At 68.5% G+C, this 25,102-nt stretch carries 19 protein-coding genes; 13 read left to right on the top strand and 6 right to left on the bottom strand.

The window, feature by feature from the left end:
* Positions 1-525 precede the first annotated feature (525 nt).
* The 5 genes from AOZ06_RS60705 to AOZ06_RS39420 are packed head-to-tail and all read left to right on the top strand — an operon-like array spanning position 526 to position 7,398.
* Positions 526-786 carry a hypothetical protein gene (locus AOZ06_RS60705; RefSeq protein WP_225953008.1) on the top strand — a complete coding sequence of 87 codons (261 nt, stop codon included), beginning with the start codon at positions 526-528 and terminating at the stop codon, positions 784-786.
* Entirely contained in the window at positions 756-2,171 is a 1,416-nt protein-coding gene (locus AOZ06_RS39435; protein ID WP_054294029.1) for a hypothetical protein, read from the top strand. Before AOZ06_RS60705 ends, AOZ06_RS39435 begins: the two co-directional genes overlap by 31 nt.
* Positions 2,168-3,538, top strand: coding sequence for a VWA domain-containing protein (locus AOZ06_RS39430; RefSeq protein WP_054294028.1), 1,371 nt, complete (start codon positions 2,168-2,170; stop codon positions 3,536-3,538). Before AOZ06_RS39435 ends, AOZ06_RS39430 begins: the two co-directional genes overlap by 4 nt.
* Before the next feature lie 21 nt (positions 3,539-3,559).
* Positions 3,560-4,672 carry an ATP-binding protein gene (locus AOZ06_RS39425; RefSeq protein WP_054297265.1) on the top strand — a complete coding sequence of 371 codons (1,113 nt, stop codon included), beginning with the start codon at positions 3,560-3,562 and terminating at the stop codon, positions 4,670-4,672.
* The gene (locus tag AOZ06_RS39420; protein WP_054294027.1) at positions 4,669-7,398 is read left to right on the top strand and encodes a DUF5682 family protein; all 2,730 of its coding nucleotides are present in this window, start codon (positions 4,669-4,671) and stop codon (positions 7,396-7,398) included. The genes AOZ06_RS39425 and AOZ06_RS39420 overlap by 4 nt, the downstream gene beginning before the upstream one ends.
* Positions 7,399-7,646: 248 nt before the next feature.
* Here AOZ06_RS39420 and AOZ06_RS39415 read toward each other — a convergent pair whose 3' ends face one another.
* Positions 7,647-8,819 (bottom strand): hypothetical protein, encoded by a 1,173-nt coding sequence (locus AOZ06_RS39415; RefSeq protein ID WP_054294026.1) that lies wholly within the window; start codon positions 8,817-8,819, stop codon positions 7,647-7,649.
* Positions 8,820-9,172: 353 nt separating this feature from the next.
* Between AOZ06_RS39415 and AOZ06_RS39410 the strand changes: the two genes are divergently transcribed.
* The 7 genes from AOZ06_RS39410 (at position 9,173) to AOZ06_RS39380 (ending at position 15,784) form a co-directional block, all read left to right on the top strand.
* On the top strand, positions 9,173-9,613 hold the full coding sequence (locus AOZ06_RS39410; RefSeq protein ID WP_054294025.1) for a DUF6299 family protein: 441 nt from the start codon (positions 9,173-9,175) through the stop codon (positions 9,611-9,613).
* Between the two features lie 87 nt (positions 9,614-9,700).
* Entirely contained in the window at positions 9,701-10,414 is a 714-nt protein-coding gene (locus AOZ06_RS39405) for a TetR/AcrR family transcriptional regulator (protein WP_054294024.1), read from the top strand.
* A gap of 94 nt (positions 10,415-10,508) precedes the next feature.
* Positions 10,509-12,005, top strand: coding sequence for an MFS transporter (locus AOZ06_RS39400; RefSeq protein WP_083472227.1), 1,497 nt, complete (start codon positions 10,509-10,511; stop codon positions 12,003-12,005).
* A 345-nt stretch (positions 12,006-12,350) separates the two neighbouring features.
* Entirely contained in the window at positions 12,351-12,998 is a 648-nt protein-coding gene (locus AOZ06_RS39395; protein ID WP_054294023.1) for an ABC transporter permease, read from the top strand.
* Positions 12,991-13,968 (top strand): ABC transporter ATP-binding protein, encoded by a 978-nt coding sequence (locus AOZ06_RS39390; RefSeq protein WP_236951891.1) that lies wholly within the window; start codon positions 12,991-12,993, stop codon positions 13,966-13,968. Before AOZ06_RS39395 ends, AOZ06_RS39390 begins: the two co-directional genes overlap by 8 nt.
* On the top strand, positions 13,965-14,774 hold the full coding sequence (locus AOZ06_RS39385) for an ABC transporter permease (RefSeq protein ID WP_083472226.1): 810 nt from the start codon (positions 13,965-13,967) through the stop codon (positions 14,772-14,774). The genes AOZ06_RS39390 and AOZ06_RS39385 overlap by 4 nt, the downstream gene beginning before the upstream one ends.
* Before the next feature lie 35 nt (positions 14,775-14,809).
* Positions 14,810-15,784, top strand: coding sequence for a glycine betaine ABC transporter substrate-binding protein (locus AOZ06_RS39380; protein WP_054294022.1), 975 nt, complete (start codon positions 14,810-14,812; stop codon positions 15,782-15,784).
* A 19-nt stretch (positions 15,785-15,803) separates the two neighbouring features.
* Here the strand turns inward: AOZ06_RS39380 and AOZ06_RS39375 are convergent, their stop codons facing one another.
* Positions 15,804-16,478 carry a response regulator transcription factor gene (locus tag AOZ06_RS39375; protein ID WP_054294021.1) on the bottom strand — a complete coding sequence of 225 codons (675 nt, stop codon included), beginning with the start codon at positions 16,476-16,478 and terminating at the stop codon, positions 15,804-15,806.
* Positions 16,479-16,576: 98 nt separating this feature from the next.
* Here AOZ06_RS39375 and AOZ06_RS39370 point away from each other — a divergent pair, with 98 nt between their 5' ends.
* On the top strand, positions 16,577-16,963 hold the full coding sequence (locus AOZ06_RS39370; RefSeq protein WP_054294020.1) for a hypothetical protein: 387 nt from the start codon (positions 16,577-16,579) through the stop codon (positions 16,961-16,963).
* A 54-nt stretch (positions 16,964-17,017) separates the two neighbouring features.
* Here AOZ06_RS39370 and AOZ06_RS39365 read toward each other — a convergent pair whose 3' ends face one another.
* The 4 genes from AOZ06_RS39365 to AOZ06_RS39350 form a co-directional block, all read right to left on the bottom strand.
* On the bottom strand, positions 17,018-20,896 hold the full coding sequence (locus AOZ06_RS39365; RefSeq protein ID WP_054294019.1) for an NACHT and WD repeat domain-containing protein: 3,879 nt from the start codon (positions 20,894-20,896) through the stop codon (positions 17,018-17,020).
* A 193-nt stretch (positions 20,897-21,089) separates the two neighbouring features.
* Entirely contained in the window at positions 21,090-21,830 is a 741-nt protein-coding gene (locus AOZ06_RS39360) for an ANTAR domain-containing response regulator (RefSeq protein ID WP_054294018.1), read from the bottom strand.
* Between the two features lie 580 nt (positions 21,831-22,410).
* Entirely contained in the window at positions 22,411-23,199 is a 789-nt protein-coding gene (locus tag AOZ06_RS39355; RefSeq protein WP_054294017.1) for a hypothetical protein, read from the bottom strand.
* A 291-nt stretch (positions 23,200-23,490) separates the two neighbouring features.
* The gene (locus AOZ06_RS39350) at positions 23,491-24,762 is read right to left on the bottom strand and encodes a cation:proton antiporter (RefSeq protein ID WP_236951890.1); all 1,272 of its coding nucleotides are present in this window, start codon (positions 24,760-24,762) and stop codon (positions 23,491-23,493) included.
* Between the last annotated feature and the right edge of the window lie 340 nt (positions 24,763-25,102).

Raw genomic sequence — 25,102 nt, 5'->3', positions numbered from 1 at the left:
GGGCAAGCGGCCAAACCGGCTGACAGGCGCCTCCGCGACGGAGACGGTGTTTCCATTCGCATCCGGCACGACAACGCGGCATACGCCGTCTTCACGCCCGTGCTGGCCACCCGTGGGCTACCTGCCCGATGCCCCGTCCGGGGCGTCGGGCAGCGGCTCGCATCCGGGCGGGCAACTGCCCTGACCTGGCAAGATCAAAACTGTCGGTGGTGGCCGCTATGTTCTTCCCGCTCTCGCTGATCCGGTGGGAGTGGGTTGTGGCGGTTAGGAGATTGCGCGGTGTCAGAGTGGGAGAGTTCGAGCACGGCGCGGGTGCTGGCGCCCGCGCGCCCTCGCAAGCTGTCCAAGGTCCCGTTCGTGGAGTTGGCGGACGGGCGGTTGCAGGGTGTGGTGTCCAGTGGCTCGGACGCGGGGCGGGTGTACGTTTCGTCAGTTGCGGTGGGCAGTTACGAGTTCGCGTGTAGTACCAACAACAATCGCCCTTGTGGGGGCGCTCGGGGGAACTTCTGCAACCATATCGGCGCCTTGGTCACCGAGGCTGTGTTGCAGTACGGCGCGGAGCGCGTGGCCAGGTATCTGCGGGTGGAAGTCGCGGCGGAGGAGGAGGTGACCGCCGACAGCATCCTGCGGGCGACGTGGAAAGCCCGTCCGCCGCAGGGTGACACCAGTGCGGCCGCGGTCGTCTTCAGCCAGTTCCTGCGGCATCTGGCCTATCTGGAACTCGCGCCGACCACCACCGCTGTGCCGGAGATGCAGTGGTTCCCGCCGACCAGGGTGGTGGCGTGATGCGGGCCGACCTGCTGGTGGATCCCGTCGACGGGCTCGACGAGGCGTTGGCCGCCGTGGCCGCCGTCGACCAGGCGCTGGCCGCCGGTCTGCTGCGGCCACAACCTGCCCAAGCCGCCGGGCTGGCCGCGTTGGCGGACGCGATGGCAGCATCGCCCCTGGCAGCGAGGGTGGCCGAGGCGGTGGAGAAGGCGGCGGCGGGCGCCGCGGGCGAGGAACACTTCGTTTCCCTTGCGGCGGCGCGAGTCGCCCTGTTCGGCTCGGTGCACGACGCGCTGATGGCGCGGATCGAGCAGGCGACGGGCCGGGCCGCGGCGGGCGAGGCCGTCACGACACCTGGCGATGGCCAGCCGGAGAACTTGTTGCTGGCGGCCAGAACCTGGTTGTCGGATCTGGCGCGCGCCGGGTGGCAGGGCATCGACCACGATCTGGTCTCCGGTGCCGCGCCGGTGATCGCCGCCCTGTTGCCGGAGCCGGGCCTGCGTCGGCTGGCCGCGTTGGTGGACGGGTTCGCGGCCGAGCTGGCGGCCTCCTGTCCCGGCTCCGCGCTGGTGCGGATTCCCTTGCGCCGCTGGGGAGATCTGTGGTCGCGTGCGATGCTGCTGACGTTGCCCGGCGCGACCCAGGCCTCCAGCGGCACGGTCACCGGCCGCCTTCTGCCGCTGGGTGTGGATCTGCACGAACACGCGACCGCCGCGCAGGCTCAGGTGCACGCAGTGCTCGAACCCGCCGACGGGACCACGCCGATGCTGGTGCGCGCCAGCGTGTCCGTGCCCAAACCGGACACAGTCATCGGCGCCGGGATCTGGCAGTTGCTGCGCCCGCACTTGTCGTTGCTGGCGGCGGCCAGCGAGGGCCGGTCGATGGAACTCACCGGCATGCCGGTCACCGCTGAGGGCGATCTGTTGTGGCGCGACGAGCATGCCCGGCCAGGTGAGCCCGCGGACGCCTTCGCCACGGCACGGGTGGCGCTGCCCACGGCGAGCGTCGCGCCGACCGCGCCGCTGGACCGGCATCCGGTGCGGATCGCCGTGCCCGTCTTCCTGGAGGGGTACACGGCCGAGCTGTCCGGGGACACGCTGAGCTTCGCGATCGCCGGACATCAGGTGGCCGTGGACACCGATCGCGTCCCGGTCGCTGGACCGCTCACACCGGCGGCCGTGGCGGCGTCGACCGCGTGCATCGGCCTGCTTCGGTGGGACGCCGGGGTTTTCCGTGTCCAGCCCTTGGCGGTGGAGACCGCTGTGCGCAAGAAGACCGTGGCGCTGCATGCCGGGGCCTGGGCCGGAGGTACCACGGACAAGGCCGGTGTCAAAGCGGAGAAGGCAGCCACCGACGCCGCCGCTGTGCTGCGCGAGCGCGCCGGAAGGTTGTTGCGGAAATGACCGATGCGCAGGAGAACCGCCGCCAGGTCCTGTACTGGCGGCTGCTGGCCCGGCTGTTCGACAACGAGGAACAGCACGCACTGGAATCGGCGAGCGTGGCCGTGGTCGAGGACATCGGGCTGCCGCCCGCGGTGCTCGATCCGCAGACCGGCGTCGATTCGATCGTGCAGCGCCACCCGGGCCTGGCCGCCGAGTTCGACGGTCTGATGGTGCCCGAGGCTGAGGGTGAGCGCGACAAGGCGGCTGAGGTGCGGCGTGCCGCGCTGGTGTCGAAGGTGCTGCTGAACGTGTTCGCCACCGGGGCCGGCACGGTCTCCGCCGGTCAGCTGTCGCGTTGGCAGGCGGACGCGGCCTGGCTGGAACGTGCCTTGGGGTGTCGGCCGGGACAACTGCGCGGCGGTCGCGGTGGCCGCGAAGCCGGCCCGACCGGTACCGGCATGGGCGCGGGCACCCCGGATCTGAGCACTCTCATCCCGCGGATCGGCCCGGAACTCGCGGCGCTCGAAGCGGACCTGGTCAAGCGCATGCACCTGCGTGAGGTGCTCGCCGACCCGGCGCTGGCCGGCCGGCTCACCCCGAGTATGTCGCTGATCGAGCAACTGCTGCGGGACAAGGACAACCTTTCCGGTGTGGCGCTGGCCAACGCCAAGTCGCTGATCCGCCGCTTCGTGGACGAGGTTGCCGAGGTGCTGCGCACCCAGGTGGAGAAGGCCACGGTCGGCGCGCTGGACAGGTCGATCCCGCCGAAGCGGGTGTTCCGCAACCTCGACCTCGACCGCACCATCTGGAAGAACCTGACCAACTGGAGCCCGGAGGAGGAACGGCTCTACGTCGACCGCCTCCACTACCGGCACACGGCGCGCAAAACCTCGCCACAGCGGTTGATCGCGGTCGTCGACCAGTCCGGTTCCATGGTCGACTCGATGGTCAACTGCACCATCCTGGCGTCGATCTTCGCCGGCCTGCCCAAAGTGGACGTCCACCTGATCGCGTACGACACGCAGGCGCTGGACCTCACACCGTGGGTGTCGGATCCGTTCGAGACGCTGCTGCGCACCAACCTCGGCGGCGGAACCGACGGCACGGTGGCCATGGCGCTGGCTCAGCCGAAGATCGCCGAGCCGCGCAACACCGTGGTGGTGTGGATCTCCGACTTCTACGAATGGCAGTGCGAGCCGCTGTTCGAGAGCATGGCCGCGATCCACCGCTCCGGCGCCAAGTTCATCCCGGTCGGCTCGGTGAACAGTTCCGGCAGCGGCAGCGTGAACCCGTGGTTCCGCGAACGGTTCAAGGACCTGGGCACGCCGGTGCTCTCCGGCCACATCCGCAAGCTCGTCCACGAGCTCAAGACCTTCCTGACCTCCTGACTTTTCCCGAAAGGCACAATGATGTCCGACGTGTTGCGCGCCCCGGCCGAGCTGAAGTACGCCGAGGAACTGGACTGGCTCGAGTCCGTCGACGACAACCCGAAGCCCTTCGCGTGGCGGCTGTCGCCGAAAATGGTGCGGTTGTTCGTACTCGGCGCCGAACGCTCCGACGGCCTCGACCGGGAAGTGGCGCAGAAGTGGTTCGGTGACCGCAGCTTCGTCGAGCGGGCCATCGTCACACTGGCCTCCGACCGCGGCCTGCTGCTCATCGGCGACCCGGGAACCGGCAAGAGCTGGCTGGCCGAGTTGCTGGCCGCGGCGATCTCCCGCAACTCCACCCAGGTGGTGCAGGGCACGGCCGGGACCACGGAGGACCACATCAAGTACTCGTGGAACGTGTCCATGGTGATCGCCAAGGGGCAGTCCCGCGAGTCGATGATCCCGTCGCCGATCATGACCGCGATGGAGACCGGCACGATCGGCCGGTTCGAGGAACTGACCCGGTCCACCAGCGACGTCCAGGACGCGCTGATCTCCATCCTGTCGGAGAAGTACATCTCCGTGCCGGAGCTGGACAGCGACAACATCGTCTTCGCCAAACCCGGCTTCTCCGTCATCGCCACGGCCAACAGCCGCGACCGGGGCGTCAACGACCTGTCGTCGGCACTGAAGCGGCGGTTCAACTTCGTGCGCATCCCGGTGGTGACGAACAAGAAGAGCGAGACCGAGATCGTCCGGTTCCGCACCGAGGAGCTGCTGCGCCGCCACCAGATCGAGCTGGATGTGCCGCCCACCCTGCTGGACGTGCTGCTGCGGAGCTTCGCGGATCTGCGCGAGGCCGCCGCGGCGGCGGGCAGCGAGGACGAGAAGCTGGAGTCCGCGCTGTCCACTGCGGAACAGATCGGAGTGCTGGAGGACGCGATCCTGCACAGCAACTTCTTCGGCGAGCGGGCACTCACGGCGCACACCCTGGCGTCCTCGCTCGTCGGGTCCCTGTCCCGGCGTGCCCCGGAGGACCTGGCGATCCTCAACAAATACATGCACGGAGTGGTCGAGCCGCGCAGCAAGGACGAGGGCGGGCTCTGGCCGGAGTTCCTGGCGGGCGGCCGCGACACGATCGCCACCTTGTCATGAGCGGTGTGTTCGAAGCGTTGCGCACGCAGCTGCATGAGGCTGCGACCGTCTTCGCCGGCGGACCGGACGCGCTGGAAGGGATCCTGCTCGGCATGGTCGACGACGTCGACCGCGCGGTACGGGAGCCGATGGAGATCTTCCCGGTGTGCCACCACTCTCCCGCTTCGGCCGTGGCGATGGCGCGGCGGCTGCGGGACAAACAGCCGAAGGTGATCTACCTGGAGCTGTGCGAGGACATGGCGCCGCTGCTGACCGAACTGCGCAACTGCCGCCTTCCCGTGGCGGTGCAGGCGTTCGCCAGCGAGGTCGAGGGGTTCCCGGCCGACTGGGCGCCGCTGTCGGTGGTCGCGCCGATCACCGAGGCGTCCGCGGAGTACCAGGCGATCGCCTACGCGCTGGACACCCCGGAGGTGGAGCTGGTGTTGGTGGACCGCTCCGCCGACCACGTGTTCCAGTGGCAGAGAACGGAAACGACGCCCACCGGTGAGCAGGCGCTGCACGGCGACGCGGTCGGTGTGGAGATCGGCGACCTGCGGCCGCGGTTCGCCGAGCTGGAGGAGCACCTGCTGCACCACGGCAAGGTGCGGCACTGGTCGGAGTGGTGGCACCAGTACGTCGAGCACCCGCTCGGCGACTGCGACCACGACACCTACCGCCAGGTGATGTTCCTGATCGGCAGCCTGTTCCGGCGGCTGGCTCCCGGCGATCCGCACCGGGTGCGGGTGGACGAGGACCGTGAACGCCACATGTGGACGCGGATGCGTGAGCACCTGGCCGCCACCGGCACCGACCCGGCGGACTGCCTGTACGTCTGCGGCGCGTTCCACGCGGCCAGCCGGGTCGCCGAGTTCGGCGTGCACGGTACCGACGGCTTCGAGATCAGCCCGCGCAGTGCGAGCACTTGGCAGTACGGCCTGATCCCGTCCAGCCACGCGGCCATCGAGGCCCAGTTCGGTCTGGCCGCCGGGTCGGTGTCCATCGCCGCGACCGAGTGGGCCAAGAACCTCCGCCGCAGCAAAGTGAAACCGTTCCAACTCGAAGGGCAGTCCGGCAAGAAGAAGGCCAAGAAGCCCGCGGTCCTGGCCGCGCCCGTGGGGCAAGTCGCGGCCGTGGACCAGCTTTCCGGCTTCCTGCAACGCCCGCCGGTGCTCGACCGGCTGGACGAGGCCGAGTTGCTGGGCTGGTCGGTGGAGATCGTGCGCGCGGCCCGGCGCAACGGCTATCTCGCTTCGACTGCCGACGCGATCGCGGTGTTCGAGACGTCGATCATGCTGGCCGGTATTCGCGACCGGGCCCGGCCGACGCCGTACGACTTCCAGGACGCGGCGATCACGTGCATCGAGAAGGAGGTGGTGCCGGGCCGCCGTGACGTGCGCCGCCTCGTCGAGATCATGATGGGCGGCGACCGGATCGGCCAGGTCGGCTACGACGCGCTGCCGCCGCTGGCCCGTGACGTGCACGACCGGCTCGCCCCGCTCAACCTGAAACTCCAGCAACGCGGCGTCCAACGGGCGCTGCTCGACATCGCCTCGCAGCCGGAGCTCGAAGCGTGCTCCGACCTGCTGTGGATGCTGCGTCACCTGATGCCTCAGGGCGCCGCCCGCCCGATCATGGGTGAACGGCGCCTCGGTGAGCGCCCGATCCAGGAGTCCTGGGATCTCGCGCTCGGCACCCACCAGCGGTCCCTGATCGAACTGGGCTACGAGGGCGTCAGCATCGAGCAGGTCCTGGAGCAGCGTCTGCGCCGTGTCGCCTACGGCCCGCAAGCCACCACGGCACAGGCCCTCGAAGCCGTGGAGGACGCGATCCGCTACCTGCACAGCGCACGCCTGGCCGGTGAATTGGGCACCCACGCGCTGGAGGTGCTGTCAGGTGAACGCACGGTCGACGGCGCGCCGGAGGTCCTCAGCCGGGTGCGGCGTCTGCTGACCTACTACCGCACCAACGAACCCGTTCTACCGCCGTGGATCGAGCGTTTCGTCCGAACCGGCTACGCCCACTACTGCACCTTGCTGCCGACGGCGTTCACCGAGGAGGACGCCACCGTCGACCAGGTGGCCGCGATGCTGGGCTTCCTGTTCAGCATGGAATCCCTGGCACTGTCGCTCGGTTGTGACCGCGCGCAACTGGAACTGGCCGTGGCCCAATCCCACCCGGAGGAGCCGTCGAAGGTGGCGCTGCTGTGGGCGGCGCAGGTCCAGCTCGGCACCCTCACCCGTGAGCAACTACGCGCACGGTGTGCCGCCTTGCTGGGCAACCCACTGGCGCTGCCCAGCTATCCGCGGTACCTGAGCGGTTTCGTGCACGCACTGGAACCGGCGCCGGGCCTGGTGGGCTTCGTGGTCGAGGCGATGTCCAACGCCTTCGCCCAACTCCCGGACCCGTTGCTGTTGCCGTGGTTACCCACGCTGATCAGCACATTGCGCGGCCGGGGCGCGCAGATGGTCCCGCTTCTCATCCGCGAAGCCGGTCGCCTGTTCCCCGCGAAGTTGTCCGCGTTGGACGAATGGACCCCGCCCTGGCTCACCCGACACGACCCCGCGCCTGTGCAGGCCGTCACGACCGGGACAGGCTCCACATTGCTGGCCGCCTATCCGGCGACCTGTGACGCGACGGCACACCTGCTGGGCTGCACCGACGCATGGAAAGCACCAGCGGATGGAGTGACGTTGCTGAAGCAGTACCCGGACACAGTGCAGGCAATGGAGGCACTACTGGCGAACTGAACACGCTGTCGTCCTGCCGCACCCGAGCACAGGCGGCCGGACGGCGAAATCATCCACGCACGACAATGAACCGTCGGGCTGACCTGCGGCACGAATTCACCCAAACCCGCGCCGGTGATCGTCCGGAACGTGGGCGGCATTTGTTCCCGGGCATTGCCGGATCACCCAGGCAAGGAAAAACGGGAGTTTCCGCCGGGGCAATGCCGTGTACGGCAGGAGCGCTGCCGTACACGGCACCAGCGGTCGGATCAGAGCCGCCAGATCACGGCTCGGCTTCCGTTGGCTGAGCCGGATGTCCCGGTGATCGTGCCGGAGTCGTTGATGAGCAGGGCGTAACCGCTTGTGCCTCCGGGCAGGAGGTCCAGTGCGGTCACGTTGCCATCGGTACGCCAGTAGACGGGATGGCTTTCCGTCTGCGACGGCGGCTTGCGCAGGATCGACGAGCCGCCGACCATGATGCCCGCGTCGTTGATGGCTCGCGCCGAACTGAAGCTGTCGGAGGGCAGGCTCGGCAGGCTGGTGACAGTCCCGTCCGGCGCACGCTTGGCCGCGTGCCAGAAGGGCGGGTTGCCGACGTTGACCAGGACAGTGCCGTCGGTGCCGATCGCGGAGGGTTCCGCGTAGGCGCCGAGGTCGACTGTGCTCCCGTCCGGGTTCAGCTGCACGCCGTGGAGCGTGTGCCCCCATCCAGCGATGATTCCTGTGTTGCTGATCAGGTACGGGATGTTGACGTGGGCGGTGATGTCGGTGTATGTGCCGTCCGCGTCCCACCGCAGGACCTTGCCGGACCCGCTTGCGCCCCGGGAGGAGCCGACGACCGTGTTGTTGTCGTTGATGGCTCGGAATGTCGACTCGGTGTGCCCGCTGGGGATCGCGAGTGCGATGGCTGTTCCGTCAGGTGCCCATCGCACCGCGCGGGTTGGACGGGACGGCGTGGACGAATGCCCGGCGACGGTGCCGTCCGCGGTGATCGCCACGGCGCTGCTGGACGTGTCGCCCGGTAGAGGTTTGAGGGTGGTGATGGTGCCGTTCGCGTTCCATCGCAGAGCGCGTGTGACCTGGCCGCCGTAGGTGTTGCCGGCGATGGCGCCCGAGTTGTTGATGTCAACGGGTCTGCTGTGCGGGTTTGTGTCGCCCTGTGGGGTCGGCAATGCGGTGATGACGCCGTTGGGGTTCCACTTCACCGCGCGTTCCTTGACGGTGGTCGACGAGGAGTCCTTGGTGAAGGACTGCCCGATGACAACGCCGTTCTGGTTGAGGCCCAGGGCGGTGCTGGAGGCGTCACCTGGCAGGGTGCCCAGGTCGATGACTGTGGGCGGGGCCGCGACCGCCACTGGCGCCGCGGCCAGTGCGCCGGTCAGGACGACTGTCAGGACGGCGGGCAGGACGGCGGGCAGAGCCGCGGCGAGACGATTTCTCATGGTTCACGCACCATTCGTGGATGTTGTGGATCCGCCAAACAGGTGGGCGATGAACCGGGTTCGTGACCCGGTGCCGAGCGAGTGCTGAAGCGGCGTTGCCCCAGCCCGGTGGGGTTCCGGTCCTCGCTCATCCCGGGCATCGTGTTCGATCAGGCGGGCGCTACCGGTCGCCGAGCGCATTGTGCACAGCAAAAACGGAACGCACGTGATCCAGCACGGCCACGGTCAGGGTGCTGCGGTTCGCTCAATAGGGGGTTCCGCACCTCGTTTTGACTGAGCGCACCCCGCAACGGGCATACCATTTCAGTTCGGAGAAGCCGGATAGTCCGCGTGAAGCGGGAAGGGAAAGAACAATGCGTGGTTACCGTTACGGGGTCGCGGCCTTTGTCAGCGTCGTGGTAGTGGGATTTATCGGCCCGGTCGCGGACGCGGGCACAACGCGGGCAGCCGGCAACGAGATCGCGATCAATCCGAACGGGGAATTGTCCGGCGACAAGACCGTAACCTTGTCCGGGACGTACCTGTGCAACAACAATGACCCGGCCAGGGCTGTGTTCGTGACTGTCAGCCTGATGCAGGATGGGAGTGGCCGCACGATCGGCGAGGGCGAGCGCGCTGTGTGCGACGGCCAGCGGCACTCGTTCACCGCTTCCGGCAAGGTCGAGAACCCGCCGTTCGAGGCCGGGCCCGCGCGTGCTTCGGCCACCTTGCTGACGTTGAGGATGACCCCGCTTTCCCTGCCGGGTGTGCTGACTTCCAGCGGACAGGATGTGACGTTGGTTCCCTCGCCGTGACCGTTGCGTCGGCACGCGGCAGTGCGGCATTGCGTAAGCTATACGCATTGGAGCACGGCAGGGTGACGGGAAGGGCCGGAAACGCCGATGGACGCGCATCCCCGGCTGCCCGCGGCGATCGAGCTGGCGTGGGGCCTGCGCACGCCGGTCCGCAGTGGCCCGAAGCCCAAGTTCACCCTGCCCCGGATCGTGGCCGCGGCGATCACCCTGGTCGACCGGACCGGCCTCGAGACGTTCTCGATGAACAAGCTGGCCGACGAGCTCGGCACGAAGACCATGTCGCTCTACCGCTACGTGGAGTCCAAAGAAGACCTGCTGACCCTGATGCTGGACCTGGGTTACGGTCCTCTCCCCGGTGACACCCCGCCGGCGTCGCCACCCCGTGCGGGTCTGGAGTTCTGGGCGCGCCGCATGTTCGCGACCTACCAGGCGCATCCGTGGATGCTCAAGGTCCGGATCCGCAGCCTGCCCACCACGCCGAACGCGCTCGCGTGGGTGGACTACGGCCTGCAGTGCCTCGCTGGGACACGGTTGAGCGACACCGATCGCCTCAACGGCCTGCTGCTGCTCGACGGGCATGTGCGCAACAGTTCGAGGCTGGCCACCGACCTCGGGGAAACCGGCGGCTCCGCTTCCCAGTACTCCAGGATCATGGGCGGGCTGGTGCGTGCGGAGGACTACCCGGCGTTGGCGCGGATGATCGCGAGCGGCGCCGTCGACTCCCGTGACCGCGACCAGGCCGATCAGGCCGGTTTCGAGTTCGGTCTGACTCGCGTCCTGGACTGGCTCACCAGCGCGTAAACCACGTCCCACCTGCGGCGTTGACTGCACGCCCGTTGATTGCGTATGGTTCACGCAATCAATGCGTGAGGTACACGCAGTTTAGGGGGATGCGATGAGAAGCAGGGGAATCGCGATGGTCGTGCTGATCGTCGCCGCCTTCATGGACCTGATGGACGCCATGATCACCAACGTCGCGCTGCCCAGCATCCAGCGCGACATCGGCGCGACACCGGCCCAGCTGGAGTGGACGCTGACCGGTTACATCCTCGCGTTCGCCGCGCTGATGATCACCGGCGGCAGGCTCGGCGACATCTGGGGCCGCCAACGGGTCTTCCTGGTCGGTGTCAGCGGGTTCACCGCGACCTCGCTGCTGGCGGCGGTCGCGCAGACCGGCGGCGTCCTCGTGGCGTCCCGGATCGGTCAGGGCGCGTTCGCGGCGATGATGGTGCCCCAGGTCCTCTCCAGCATCCAGGCGATGTACAAGCCGGCGGAACGCGGCCCGATCTTCGGCGTCATGGCCGCGCTGGGCGGTCTCGGTGTGCTCGCCGGGCAACTGCTCGGCGGCTGGCTGATCACCATCGACGCGTTCGGCATGGGATGGCGCAGCGTGTTCGTCATCAACGTACCGATCGGCATCCTGCTGATCGTGGCCACGCTGCTGTTCGTGCCCGACACGCGCGCCACGCGACGCCTGACACTCGACTTCACCGGCGTCCTGCTCGCCACCGCCGGACTGCTGCTCCTGGTCTACCCGCTGGTCGAAGGACACAACCACGGCTGGGCGGCGTGGGTTTGGGTCATGCTCGCCGCGGCACCCGTCGTGCTGTTCGTCTTCGCACGGCACCAGCGACGCAAGTCCCGGCGCGACGACTCGCCGCTCGTGCCCGCGGGCCTGTTCGGCAACCGCACCTTCGCCGCCGGGCTGGCCGTGCAGCTGACGTACCAGCTCGGCTGGGGCAGTTTCGCCCTGGTCTTCGGGATCTACGTCCAGGAAGGCCTGCGGTTCAGTCCACTGGAGACCGGACTGGCCATGCTGCCGATCACGGTGGGATCGTTCGCCGGAACGGCGATCGCCGCACCGCTCGCGGCACGGGCGGGCAAGAGCCTGGTCGTGATCGGTGGCGTGATCCAGGCGCTGTCGTTCGGGTGGTACATGCTCGTCGTCGACGAGAAGCACACCGCACTGTCCGGATGGGACCTCATCTGGCCGCTCGGTCTCAGCGGCATCGGCATGATCGTGCTGGCCGTGCCGTTGATGGACCTCGCGCTGTCCACCGTCCCGACCGACCACGCCGGTGCCGCGTCCGGCGTGTTCAACACCTTCCAGCAGATCGGCTACGCACTCGGCATAGCCGTCGTCGGTGTCGTGTTCTTCGGCGTGCTGGGCGCAGGCGAGTCACCCGGCGCGTACCGCTCCGGACTTCTCGCCGGCACCTGGGTCACGATCATCGCGTTCACGGTCGCGGCCGTCGCCGGTCTGCTCCTGCCACGGCGAAACCCCGGCACCGGGCCACATCCGGCGGAGGCCGGCTTCCCCGCTGGGGGTGACCCGATCACGAATGACGTGACATCCGCGGCCCCGACCGCGATGCATCGGCATGACCACTGACCGGGACCTCATCGCAGACCAACAGGTATGGGGCGAACTCGAACGGCTGCGAGCGGACGTACGCGCGGAGCCCTGCGCACCGGCGCTGGATCCCGTCGCGTTGCTGCGGGAATCGCGCAGTCGCGTGGTGCGCGGCGAGGCGTCTCGCGCAGGACAGACACGGGATGCCAGCACTCCGGCGGCGAAGGGGACACGTTCGTCCCTGTCGTCGGGACGAACATCGGGCTCCGCGAATTGGTAGTGTGGTCACACCTCCACGGTTAGGGGCATCGTGATCACGAACGTGCTGGCCGTTGACCCGATCGCCCGGACAGGCGTGCGCCCGGCGAGCCGGGGAGTTCTCGCTTGAGCCTGACCGAGTACATCAGCGACAACTTGGTCGAGATCTACAACGACGCGGTCCGGCACGCCAATCTGACCATCGTCGCGATGCTGATCGCCGTGCTGATCGGCGTGGCCGCCGGTGTGCTCACCTACCAGCGATTCGCCTTGGCGGCCCTGGTGACCACCACGACCGCGTCGTTCCTGACGATCCCCTCGATCGCCTTGCTCGGCATCCTCATCGGCCTCGTGGGTCTGGGAACCACGAACGTCCTGATCGCGCTCGTGGTGTACGCGCTGCTGCCGATCATCCGCAACACGATCGTCGGTCTGCGCGGTGTCGACAAGGCGGTCGTCGAAGCGGGACAGGGGATGGGCATGGGCCGGTCCCGGTTGCTGTGGCGCGTGCGCCTGCCGCTGGCGTGGCCGGTCATCCTGTCCGGAGTCCGGGTGTCGACCCAGATGACGATCGGCATCGCGGCCATCGGCGCCTACGTGAAGGGGCCGGGCCTCGGCAACCAGATCTTCGACGGCCTCGGCCGTTTCGGTGCGGCGAACTCCCTCAACCAGGTACTGGTCGGGACGTTCGGCATCGTGCTGCTCGCGCTGCTGTTCGACCTGGCGTTCGGCCTGGTCGGCAGGCTGACGACATCGAGGGGGATCCGTGGCTGAGACGATCGAGCTCGAGGACGTCAGCAAGCAGTACCCCGGGCAGCCGAGCCCGGCGGTCGACCGGGTCACGATGCGGATACCGGCAGGCGAGATCGTGGTGCTGGTCGGTCCGTCCGGCTGTGGCAAGAGCACGACGATGAAGATGATCAACAGGCTGATCGAGCCCACGTCGGGGCGGATCACCATCGGCGGCACCGACATTCTCGCGCTCGACGCGGACGAGCACCGCCGCAACATCGGGTACGTCATCCAGCACACCGGCCTGTTCCCGCACATGCGCGTGGCCGACAACATCGCCACCGTGCCGCGAATGCTTGGCTGGGACCGCAAGCGCATCACCGCGCGAGTGGAGGAATTGCTCGAACTCGTGGGCCTGCCGGTCGACTACGCGCGCCGCTACCCGCGTGAACTGTCCGGCGGCCAGCAACAGCGGGTGGGGGTGGCGCGTGCGCTTGCCGCCGATCCGCCGGTGATGCTGATGGACGAGCCGTTCGGCGCGACCGACCCGATCACCCGCGAGCGGTTGCAGAACGAGTTCCTGCGCCTGCAACGCGAACTGCGCAAGACGATCGTGTTCGTCACGCACGACTTCGACGAGGCACTCAAGCTCGGTGACCGCATCGCGGTGCTCCGCCCGCAGTCGGTCATCGCACAGTACGACACGCCCGAGGCGATTCTCGCCGCACCGGCCGACGACTACGTCGCCAGCTTCATCGGCGCGGGCGGTCACCTCAAACAGCTTGCCCTGATGCGGGTCCGTGATGCCGAGCTCGCCGCGGCACCCACCATCGTGGACCAGCTCCCCGCGATCACGGCTGACGCGACATTGCGCGACGCGCTGAACGTCATGCTCGGCCAGAACAGCGACACCGTCCTGGTCACCGAGGACGGTCGTGCTCTCGGTGTCCTCGACCTCGCGCACTTGAAGGCTGTGCTCCGCCCGGCCACCGAGACGGACGTCCAGGCATGACTGCCACCGATCCGAACCGGAACCCTGCCGGCTTCGACGGGGGAGCAGCGCCCGGTACCGCGCCGCCGATCGCCGGCCGGGCGCGCGCCGGCTGGCGTGGACTGGTGCTGCGGCCGATCCTGATCGTGGTGGCCCTGGTCACGCTTTACCTTGTGGTGCGCGGAATTCCGGCCGACTCCATCGAGGCGCGCTATCTCGACGGCGACGAGCTCGCCCGTGAGTTGCGCGAGCACGTGTGGCTGTCGATCCTCTCGACTGTGTGCACGATCGTCATCGCCGTGCCGCTCGGTGTTCTGATCACACGCCCGGGAGCTCGCTGGATCAAGCCCGTGGGACTGGGGCTCGGCAACCTCGGCCAGGCGGTGCCGTCCATCGGATTGGTCGTGCTCCTGGCCCTGTGGATGGGCACCGGAACCACCACCGTGGTCGTGGCGCTGGTCGTCTACGCCGTGCTGCCGGTGCTGCGCAACACGATCGTCGGGCTGGAGGGAGTGGACCGGACGGTCATCGAATCGGCCAGGGGCATGGGGATGCCGAAACTGGCCGTGCTCACCCGGATCGAGCTCCCGCTTGCCGTACCGGTGATCCTCGCCGGCATCCGGACGGCCCTCGTGCTCACCTTCGCCAGCGCGACGCTCGCCACCTTCGTCGGCGGGGGTGGCCTCGGCGGTGGTCTCGTCGCGGGCATCGGGCTCGACCGGCCGATCCTCAGCGTCACCTACGGCATCGTCGTCGCCGCTCTCGCCCTCGTCGCCGACTGGCTGGGGCTTGTCGCGGAGGAGGTATTGCGGCCAAAGGGAATCTGACCACCGGTTCGATCGACACCAGGAGGACGTGTCACATGCACATCACTCGACGCACCATGGCCGCGGCGCTCGCGCTCGTCATGGCGGCGACCGTCGCCACCGGGTGCACGATCGAGACGGCACCGGACAAGACCGCGGTCGGCGCGGGGTCGATCAAGAAGATCGACTCGCTGGCAGGCGCCAAGATCAGGGTCAGCTCGAAGGAGTTCGACGAACAGCTGCTGCTCGGCCAGATCGCCATCGTCGCGCTGCGGGCGGCCGGTGCCGATCCGGAGGACAAGACCAACATCACCGGTTCCGCCAACGTCCGCCAGGCGCTGACCAGCGGCGAGGTCGATCTCTACTGGGAGTACACCGGAACCGCCTGGGTGACCTACCTCAAGAACACCAAACCGGTCCCGGACGCGCAGGCGCAGTACGACGCGGTGAAGCAGGGCGATGCGGTGAACGAGATCGTCTGGTGGGCGCGCTCGCCCGCGAACGACACCTACGCGATCGCGGTCAACGAGGACGCGCTGAAGAAGTACGGCACGAAGACCCTGTCGGACTACGCGGCGCTCGCCAAGCGGGACCCAGCGGCGGCGTCCACCTGCATCGGACCGGAGTTCAAGAGCCGCGACGACGGCTTCCCCGGGTTGCAGAAGGCATACGACTTCACCCTGCCGGACGCGCAGATCCACCTGCTCAACGACGCCGTCATCTACCCGACCGCGGGCAAGGGCGGCACCTGCAACTTCGGTGAGGTCGCCACGACCGACGGCCGGGTCCCGGCGCAGAAGCTGACACCGCTGGAGGACGACCGGAAGTTCTTCCCGATCTACAACCCCGCCATCACGATCCGTGCCGCAGTGGCCAGGCAGCACCCGCAGCTCGAGCAGGTCTTCGACTCGATCGCGGCGAAGCTCGACACCAAGGTGCTGTCCGGGCTGAACAAGAAGGTCAGCGTCGAAGGCGTGAAACCTGCCGCTGTCGCCACCGAGTGGATGAAGTCCGAGGGCTTCATTTCCTGACAGGGCAGGCGATGCGCTCTCACTCGGCAGGACGTTCCCGCAGGAAGGCGAGTACCGCGGCGACTCGGCGGTGCACGGGCTGCTCGGCGAGTTCGAGTTCGTTGAAGATGGAGTTGACGTGTTTCTCCACGGTGGACGCGGACAGGTGCACGGCTTGTTCGATGCCTGCGTTGGTTTTGCCTTGGGCCATCTCGCGCAGGATGTCGAGTTCGCGTGGGGTGAGGGTGGCTAGCGGGGAGTGGGCGGTGCGGGTGTGCCGGGTGACGAGGGCCTCGACGACGAGCGGGTCGACGACTGAGCCGCCTTGGGCGACTTCCCGGAGCGCTCGGATGAGGTCTTCGACGTTGTCGAGGCGGTCCTTGAGCAGGTAGGCGAGATCGGCTGTGCCGTCCCGGAACAGTGCGAGCGCGTAGCTGGCGTCTGTGTGCTGGGACAGCACAGCGACGCCCGTGCCGGGGTGGTCGGCCCGGATGGCGTGGGCGGCGTCGATGCCTTCCATGTGGTGGCTTGGTGGCATACGGATGACGGTCAGCACTGCGTCCGGGCGGAGTCTGCGTACGGCGTCGCGCAGTTCGTCGGCGGTGCCGACCGCGGCGAGTACGTCCACGAGGCCGGAATCCGCCAGCAGTCTCCGTGTTCCTTCTCGCACCAGGTAGTTGTCCTCGGCGATCACCACTCGCAGCTGCTCAGCCATTGTGGGCCCGGACGGGGAATTCTCCGCGTTCCGAGCTGCCCGTAACATCCCGAGCCTCACTCGGGTAACGGCACGGACGGTGTAGACGGAGGTGGAGAATGGTTGTGCGGCAGGGGAGTTCGCGGCTCCTGTCCACCGTTGCGGTGCTCAGGGGCCTGCGGCGGCTGAACGGCCGTCGGCCTGATCGAAGTCGTACCGGGATCTCGGCGGATCCGGAGTACTGGTCGATCGTCGTCATCGACATGGCCGGGTCGAGCCGCTGGGACGGCCTGGCCCAGCTACGCGCCCGCACGGCGCTCGACGAGATGGTCCGTGCCGCGTTCGGTGCGGCGGACATCGCCTGGCACGCACTCGTTGTCCAGGATCGCGGCGACGGCATGATCCTGCTCATCCCGGCCGTGGTGTCCAAAGTGGATGTTCTCGACCTGGTGATTCCGGCGCTGATGGCCGCTCTGCGCGAACACAAGTCGGTCCTGGTGACCTGACCACTCTCCCGAGGGGCGGAACGCGTTTGCGGCCTTCCGTACGAACACAGCTGATCAGGCACAGGGTGGGGCGTACGGGGTGCCAGGGAGGAACTGTTCCCACTCGGTAGGAGTGATGCTGGTTCCGGCGGCGGTGCAGAGCCACCGGAGAGTGGCGTCCAGGTCGGTCCGCCACAGCCGCACGGTGCCGTCACGGGTCCCGACGGCGAGTTGCGCGCCGTCGTGGGTGTAGGCGAGGGTCATCGCCGCGTCGGCGGAAGCGGTGATGGTTGCGGTGTGCTCGGGCGCGTGTGGATCGGTGAGGTTCCACAGCCAGACCGTGCCGTCGATGCTGGCGGCGGCGAGTTCGTCGCGTTCGGGGTGGAACGCCAGTTGGTGGAGGTCGGCGACGGGTCCGTCCAGCGAGCCTCCGATCGGCCGCGGTTGGCCGGCGCCGGTGAGATCCCACAGGTGGACGTTGTCGTCAGCGGCGGCGCCCACGGCCAGGGTCGTGCCGTTGCGGTTGATCGCGATCGAGGTCGCGGCGTTTCCGACCGGCAGTGTGGCCCGCAGCCGCAGCCGCGGTCGTGCGGCGTCGGCGATGTCGTAGAGGTAGGCGTTGCCGTCGTCGCTGCCGGTGACGAGGAGCTTCCCGTCGGGGGTGAAGCGGACGTCGTTGAGGGCCTTGCCGGATTCGGTCTTCGCGGCCAGCTTCGCCGGGCGCCGCGGGTCGGCGACGTCGACGAGAGTGACAGTCCCGTCCTTGGTGGCGACCGCGAGCACGGTGCCGTCAGCCCGGAACTCCAACCAGGCCACTGTGGCACCAGGGGCGACGCTGACGGTCGCGAGCAATTGCGGGCGAGACGCTTCGCCGGTGTCCCACAGGTGGACGTCGCCGCTTCCGGTGCCGGCGGCCAGGACGGTGCCGTCGGTGTTGGCCGCGGTGGGGCCCGCGAGCTTGCCGGGGTTGGTGATACCGGGGGTGACGGTGCCGACGCGTGCGGGGTTGGCGGGGTTCGTGGCGTCGATGAGGTGGATCCGGTTGTCCCGGCTGCCCGGGCCGATGGCAAGGGTTCGTCGGGGGCCGAGGAAACTCGCCGAGAACACGGTGTCGTCGAAACCGTGCACGATCGGGCCGGGGACCGGCCAGCTTCTGGTGATGCCGTCCTCGGCGAGCGTCACGACCGTGTGCTGGTCGACGTAGATCGCGGTGGTGAGCACGGCGGGGTGCGGCAGAGTCCGGCGGACGCCGTGAGTGGCCACGTCCCATTCCCAGAGCTTGCGATCCGAGCTCCCGCCGATGATCCGGTCGCCTGCCGGGCTGAAGTCGATGAAGGTGACCCAGCTGGCCGGGCCGGTCAGCGTGCCGAGTGGTTTCGGGTTCGCGGCCTCGGAGATGTCCCACAGGTAGACGGCGCGGTCGCTGCCGGTACCGGCGGCGAGGACGCGGTTGTCGGGTGAGATGGCCACCGAGAAGACCTGGCCCTTCGGCCCGGCGACGCTCGGCAGGGCCACCGGCCCGGCCGGCCCGGTCAGGGTGAACCGGTGGACCCGGCGATCGCGGCTGCCCGCGGCCAGCGTGGTCCCGTCCGGTGCGAAGGCCACGCTGGTCACCGCGTCCTGCGGCCCCGCGAGCACGGTGTTCCTGGCGGGGTCCGTGAGATCCCAGAGATGAATTCTGGCGTCGGCACCGCCCGCCGCGACCGTGCGGCCATCAGGTGAGAACGCTACCGACGCCACGTTGCCGCGTGGCCCCGCCCAGGTCGCCAGCTCGGCGGGGGCGGCGAGGTCGCTGGTGTTCCACACGCGGACGGTGCCGTTCTCACCGACGACCGCCAGCCGGGTCCCGTCCCCGCGCAGGGTGATCGCCGCGGCGCGGCTGCCCACCGTGAGCGGAGGCCCTGCTGGCGCGTCCTGCCCGGCTCGCGTCAGGGTCACGGTGCCGTTGTGGGCACCGGTGGCGAGGATCCCAGGTGTGGCGGCGACGACGTGGGTCGAGCTGCCCTGGTCGAGGTGCCGGGCCGGGAAGGGCAGCGCCGACGAGTCCAGCAGTGCCGACCGTGCCTCGCTGGTGGGGGCGTGGCGGTAGGCGACGGCCGCGAGCTGTGCGGCCATCGCCGGGTCGGAGCCGCGCAGCCGCTCTGCTTTGACCGCCAGGGCACGTGACAGCGCGAGCCGCGCGTCACGATCGGCCACGTCCTGCGTGCGCCAGGCGTAGAGCGTTGTGCTGACCACGACGACGGCCGTGATCACAGCGGCTGCGACGAGCTGGTAGCGCCGCCGGACCCGGCGGCGCAGCATCGCCTCCGCGGCATCCCGCTTGCGTGTCCCGGCTTCAAGGAACTCGCGTTCAAGGGGATTCAGTTCGTCGCGATGGTTCTCGGCGTAGCTGAGGCCCGCCACCAACGCGCCTCCCCGATAGAGGTCCTCCGCCGCGCGGCCGGTGTCCCGCCAGGCCTGGGCGGCCAGCGTCAGCCGCCGGTGCAGCTGCCGGCCCGTGCGGTCGTCGTCGAGCCAGCCGCGCAACCGTGGCCAGGCCCGCAGCAGCGCCTCGTGGCTTATCCGCACCGTCGACTCATCGGCGGTCAGCAGCCGGTGCGCGATGAACGTGTCGAGGATGTCGTCGATCTCCTCGGCCTCGTCGTCAGGCCGGTTCCCGGCCAGTTCGTCGCGGTCGGCGTGACGACGCGTGTCCACCGTGGTCTCTCCCGCGTGGGCAAGCCGCAAGAGAATCTGCCGGGCCACCTGTTTCCCGCGCGGGGAGAGGCTGCCGTAGACGGCCTCAGCGGTGTCTGCGACCGCGTGGTGGATACCTCCCGCCGAACGGTATTCGGCGACCCCGAGCGTCTGCTTGCCGCCAGCGACGGCCGCGTCGAAAACCACCTGCAACGTATGTGACAACAACGGCAGCGCACCCGGTTCGTGCGCGCCGTCGGTCTCAGCCGACGCGGTCGGTGAGACGTCGCGAAGCAGCAACTCGACCAGACCACCATCGACTTCCATGCCCACCGCGCGGGCCGGTTCGGTGATCGCGGCCCGCAGCTCGGACCCGGTCATCGGGCCGACCACGACCTGCCCGTCCTGCAACGCCACCGCCAGTTCCGGATACCGCAGGGCGGGGTCGTAGAAATCGGCGCGCAACCCCAGCACCACGACAGCCACCCCGGTCAGCGCCCACAGGGCGGCAAGGAACGTGCGCCGGTCAGCCTCGTCGACGTCCGCGGCGAAGATCTCTTCCAGCTGGTCGACCACGATCAGGCACCGTCTGGCCTGCGAGGCGTCGCGCTGAACAATCTCCGCGTGCTCACCGTGCCCGGCACGCACCATGGCCAGCAGATCCTCCGCCGCGACACCGACAGCATCGGCCAGGCCCGCAGCGAGCGCGTCCACCGGTGACCCGCCCGGCGTCACCGTGACACAACGCCACCCAGCCTCGATCTGCCTCGACAGCAAGCCCGCTCGCAGCAGCGACGACTTGCCCGCGCCGGACGCGCCCACCACGACCAGCGGCTCCGCACCTCCGCGCCGGTCGGTGACCTCGTCGACGAGTCGTTCGATCAGCGCGGACCGGCCGAAGAAACGCGCGGCGTCAGCGGTGCCGAACGACCGCAGACCGGGATACGGATTGCGGACCGCACGACCGCCCGTGCGCGAACGGCGGCGAAGCCGCTCCACCGTCGCCGACCACGTCTCCAGGCCGGACTCGTCGCACACTCCGAGTTCACGCAGCAACCGCCGGAATTCCCGTCCCACCCCCTGCTGCGGCAGATGCCTGCCCTTGAAATAACCATTCACCGTGCTCCGGCTCAACCCGTGCCCGCCGTCGCCGTCGGCACCGGTAGCGCCCGCCAGCTGGCTCAACGACCGCCCGGATTGCTCCTTCAACCGGGTCAGCGCCGCCCCGAACGCCGAGATCGAATCGATCTCGACCGGGTCCACCTCGTGCTCCCCCACCGAGCAGCCCCCTGACCTCAGCTATCCCGCGCCGTGACAACACGAAACCCAAACCATAACCACCGATGCGGAAGTTCACATCCCAGGCACTGCGCAGCCCCGGACACTGGCCACAGTTCCGACTCCTGGCGCAATTCCACTGAGGTGGTTTGGGGCCGCATCTTTCGTGAAGAAGATGACCCGGACCCTCTGGTCACGGCGTGGGCGGCACACCGGTGGCGTGGGTGATGAAACGGGCGGCCAAATCGCGCAGTTTGACGTTGTCCCGCTGGGACTGCTCGACGAGCAGGGTGAACGCCTCGTCCGCGGAGATCCGGCGCATGGCCATGAGGATGCCTTTCGCCTGATCGATGACCGCGCGGCTGATCAACGCTGTGCGTAGCTGCTCGGCGGTGTTGTGCGCGTGCTGGTAGCGGTTGTGGACGCGCAAGGCCGCGGTGGCGGCTGTGGTGTAGAGGTCGAGGAGTTTCTCGTCGAGTTCGGCGAAGCCGTGGCTGCGGGCGCTGTAGCAGTTGACCGCGCCCGTGTGTTCCTCGCTGACCGCCAGCGGCGCGGACAGGAAACTGCCGAACCCGGCCTCGGCGGAGTCCTTCGCGAACCCCGGCCACAGCTCGGCGGCATCAGCTATCGACACCCGCACCACGGTGCCGCTACGCGCGGCCCGCAGGCAGGGCCCGTCACCGCGGTCGTACTGGTCGCGGTCCAGTGCGGCCGCGATGTCGCTTGTCGTCGCTGCGGTTGTGGCCACACCGTCGGTGAGCAGCGTGATGGTGGCTTCGTCGACGCCGGGCACTGCCCGGGTCACCTGCTGACACACCTGGTGCAGCAGGACCGCGGAGTCGTCGATGTTGTCCAGCGCAGCGGTCAACGTCTCCAGTGCACCGGTCACCTCGTCGAGCACCACCGGCCACGGCTCGTCTCGCGTGTGGTCCATGACCTGTCTCCCGTCGGTCACGCGGAACGACGAGAACCAGGAGACGCGCAGGAAGCGGGCAGCGAGCAGAGCACCATCTCGACGCCGGATGATGATCCGGCACCGACGTGATGTGTGCTTCCAGGCCCGCTGCTGGACAAGGAGAGAACTCGCCGCACCCTCCCCGCGGCGAGGCCCTTCACCGTTCGCGCAAGGTCGGTATGCCGCGAAGGCGGCGCACCGTCGGACCGGAACGCGCGAGGAACCTCAGCTCCCGCACTCTAACGCCCGCATCGCCGTCGCGACATCCGGCACCCCGAACAGTCGGTTCAGGCGTACTGGCGGGCCGGGGCAGCTTCCAACCAGGACAACTTCTTCTGTCCAATGAGAACACGGCGGCGGTCGTGCGACGCGCACCGCGGTGTGGCCCGGGTGAGGGCACTGGGTCCATTGCCGATACTGCCAGCCGCTGTGCCCAGTGCGGCGGCGAACCCTTGTGCTGTGTCTGGGTTGCGACGGGTTGGACCAGCTGCGCACCGGCACAGGTGACTCCGAGGTCTGTCGCCACCCCGGACTCACCTGTGCGCGGGCGCTGGTCGTGCTACCCGTGGTTGTGCACGACCGTGTTGTTTCCGTGGCCGTTGTTGCTGACCACGGTGGCGTTGTGGTGGCTGCCGTTGGCCGCGACGACGGTGGTCGTGTTGGCCGTGTTGGTGTTGTCCACCGTGATGTCGTTGTCGCTGCTGGCGTTGTTGCTCACGACCGTGGTGGAGGCGGTCGCGTTGTCGTTGGTGATCGCCGTGTCGTTGTCGTCGCTGGCGAGGTTGCTGACGACCGAGGTGGTGGAGGCGGCGTCGTCGTTGGTGACGGTCGTGTCGTTGTGGTCGGCGCCGGTGTTGCTGGCCACGACAGCGTTGCTGTCCGCGTCGTCATTCGTCACGGCGGTGGTGTTGGCGTGCGCGTCGGCGTTGCTGACGTTGACGTTGTTCGCGTCCGCGTTGTTGTTGCTCACCGCGGTGGCGTTGTGGTCGGCGTCGTCGTTGGCGACGGCGGTGGAGTTGCTGTGGGACAACGTGTTCATGACCGACGTGGCGTTGTGGTCGGCGTCGTGGTTGCCCACCGCGGTCGAGGTGTAGTGGGCATGGTTGTTGCCGACGGCGGTGTCGTTGTCGTCAGCGTCGAGGTTGGCGATCTCGATCCAGTTCGAACTGGCGGCGATGTTCGACACCGTTGTGCCGTTGTCGTCACCGTGGTGGTTGGTCACTGCCACGTCGTTGTGGCCCGGCTCCGGGACCCAGGACTTGGCAGTGGCCGTTGCGGCGGTGAACGGCACTGTGAACGCGACCAGTCCGATCAGGACGGCTCGCGCTATCGATCGGGCGGAAATCACCGAAATCTCCTCGAAGTGAAGTGACGCGACTCGAAGTGGCCGCTCCCACAAGATAGCCATTTCACCGTTTCTCCATCGGGTGCATACCTGCGTTCTGCCGTGGCGTTCCGCATGTGTCCACGCCCACCCGCACTCATGGCTTCAAACACGCGGAAACACCCGTCCACAAGGGTTACTCACAGCTGTGTCCGCCCACCCCCGTACGAGTTACGCAGACCTGATCGGGCGACAGAACATCGGGCTTTCGTAATCGTCATGAATGATGACGAGTGCCGGTTCCCGGCAAGGCCCTCAGTCCGGGGGTGGATCGTCACCGTTTCGTAGGGCCCTGCTTCTGTCGACTATGCGCATCGACGGCGACGCCGTGACGCCATGCAGGACGATGGATCCGATCACCACGACGGCCACGATCCGCCAGAGAGCGCGTGGATCACCGAAATCCCCCGCCTGGAGCGCGTACGCCAGGTAGAACAGCGAACCGACACCCCGGACGCCGAAGAACGAGATCACGGCTCGTTCCCGCGGGCCGGTCCCGCGACCCGCCAAAGCGACCAGCCCCGCCAGCGGCCTTACGACGAGCAGGACCGCCGCCGCAACCAGGATCTCCTGCCAGGTGATGCCGGCGAGCAGACCGGTCGCGGCGGCGCCACCGAGCAGGAAGATGATCAACACGGTCACCATCCGCTCGGTCTGCTCGATGTACTGGTGTAGCACACGGTGGTAGCCGTGGGACCGCTCCGCCGCGCGGATGGTGCAGCCGCACACGAACACAGCGACGAAGCCGTATCCCTCAGCGAGCTCGGCCAGGCCGAAGGTCAGGAACGTCGCCGCGAGCCCGACGAACCCCTCAGCGTGCTCGGCCAGCCGGAACTTCGTCGACGGCGCGGAGAAGAACAACTTGCCGAGCAGCCAACCGATCAGCAGGCCGCACACCACCCCCACCGTCAGCCGCCACAGCACGTCGACGGCCAACCAGTCCCACACCCACCCTGCCTGAGCTGCGGCCAGGGCCACAGCGGCGTAGACGAACGGGAACGCCAAGCCGTCGTTGAGGCCCGCCTCGGCGGTCAGGGCGTGCCTGGTCTCGTCGTCATCGTTCTCGTCGTCGGCAGGCTCCGCCACCTGGACCTCGGTCGCCAGAACGGGATCGGTCGGCGCCAGCACCGCGGCGAGCAGGACCGACGCCGCGAGCCCCACGCCGAGCACCGCCCAGCCGAGCAGGCCCACCGCGATCATCGACACCGGCATGGCGATGGCCAGCAGCCGCCACGTCGTCGCCCACCGGCACAACCCGACCGGCCGGTTGAGAGCAAGCCCGGCGCCCATCAGCGAGATGATCACGCACAACTCGGTGAGGTGCTGCGTCACGGTCGCGTAACGGATCGGATCCGGATCGGGAAGCGCGCCGATCGTGCCGAACGACACGGCTCCGACGGCGAGGAACACCATCGGCATGGAGAACGGTGCCTTGCCCAGCAGCCGGGGCAACAGCGCCGCGGCCAGCATGGCCGCGCCCGCGGCGGCGTAGATCAGCAACGGTGAACCGGCCTCCCGTGCGAGCACCGCACCAGACGAAGGGCACTGTTCTCGCCGAAGAGCCCGGTCGGCGCCGATCGTCCACACGGGATGTCAAAGGGGACCGTGGGGAGGCGCGCGACACCGGCCACCGGCACCACCCCGGGATCCTCGTCCAGTGCCCGGACCAGGCGTTCGACTGTCATGCGCATGGCATACCCGGTGCGGTGCGAATCCACCGGATCGCGCTCGAACCGGCTGGTTCACCCACCCGAACCACAAGGAGTTCGATCATTCGGGTGTATTCATGCGGCAAACAGGGAATGCCGCCATAGGCGGCCGGTGGGTTGAGCAGTCAGCCGACCGGCCGTCGCCCGCACTCGGCGCC

Source organism: Kibdelosporangium phytohabitans (assembly GCF_001302585.1).
GTDB lineage: Bacteria > Actinomycetota > Actinomycetes > Mycobacteriales > Pseudonocardiaceae > Kibdelosporangium > Kibdelosporangium phytohabitans.
The sequence above is the reverse complement of the archived record's forward strand: the minus strand, read 5'-3'. Positions and strand labels throughout refer to the sequence as shown.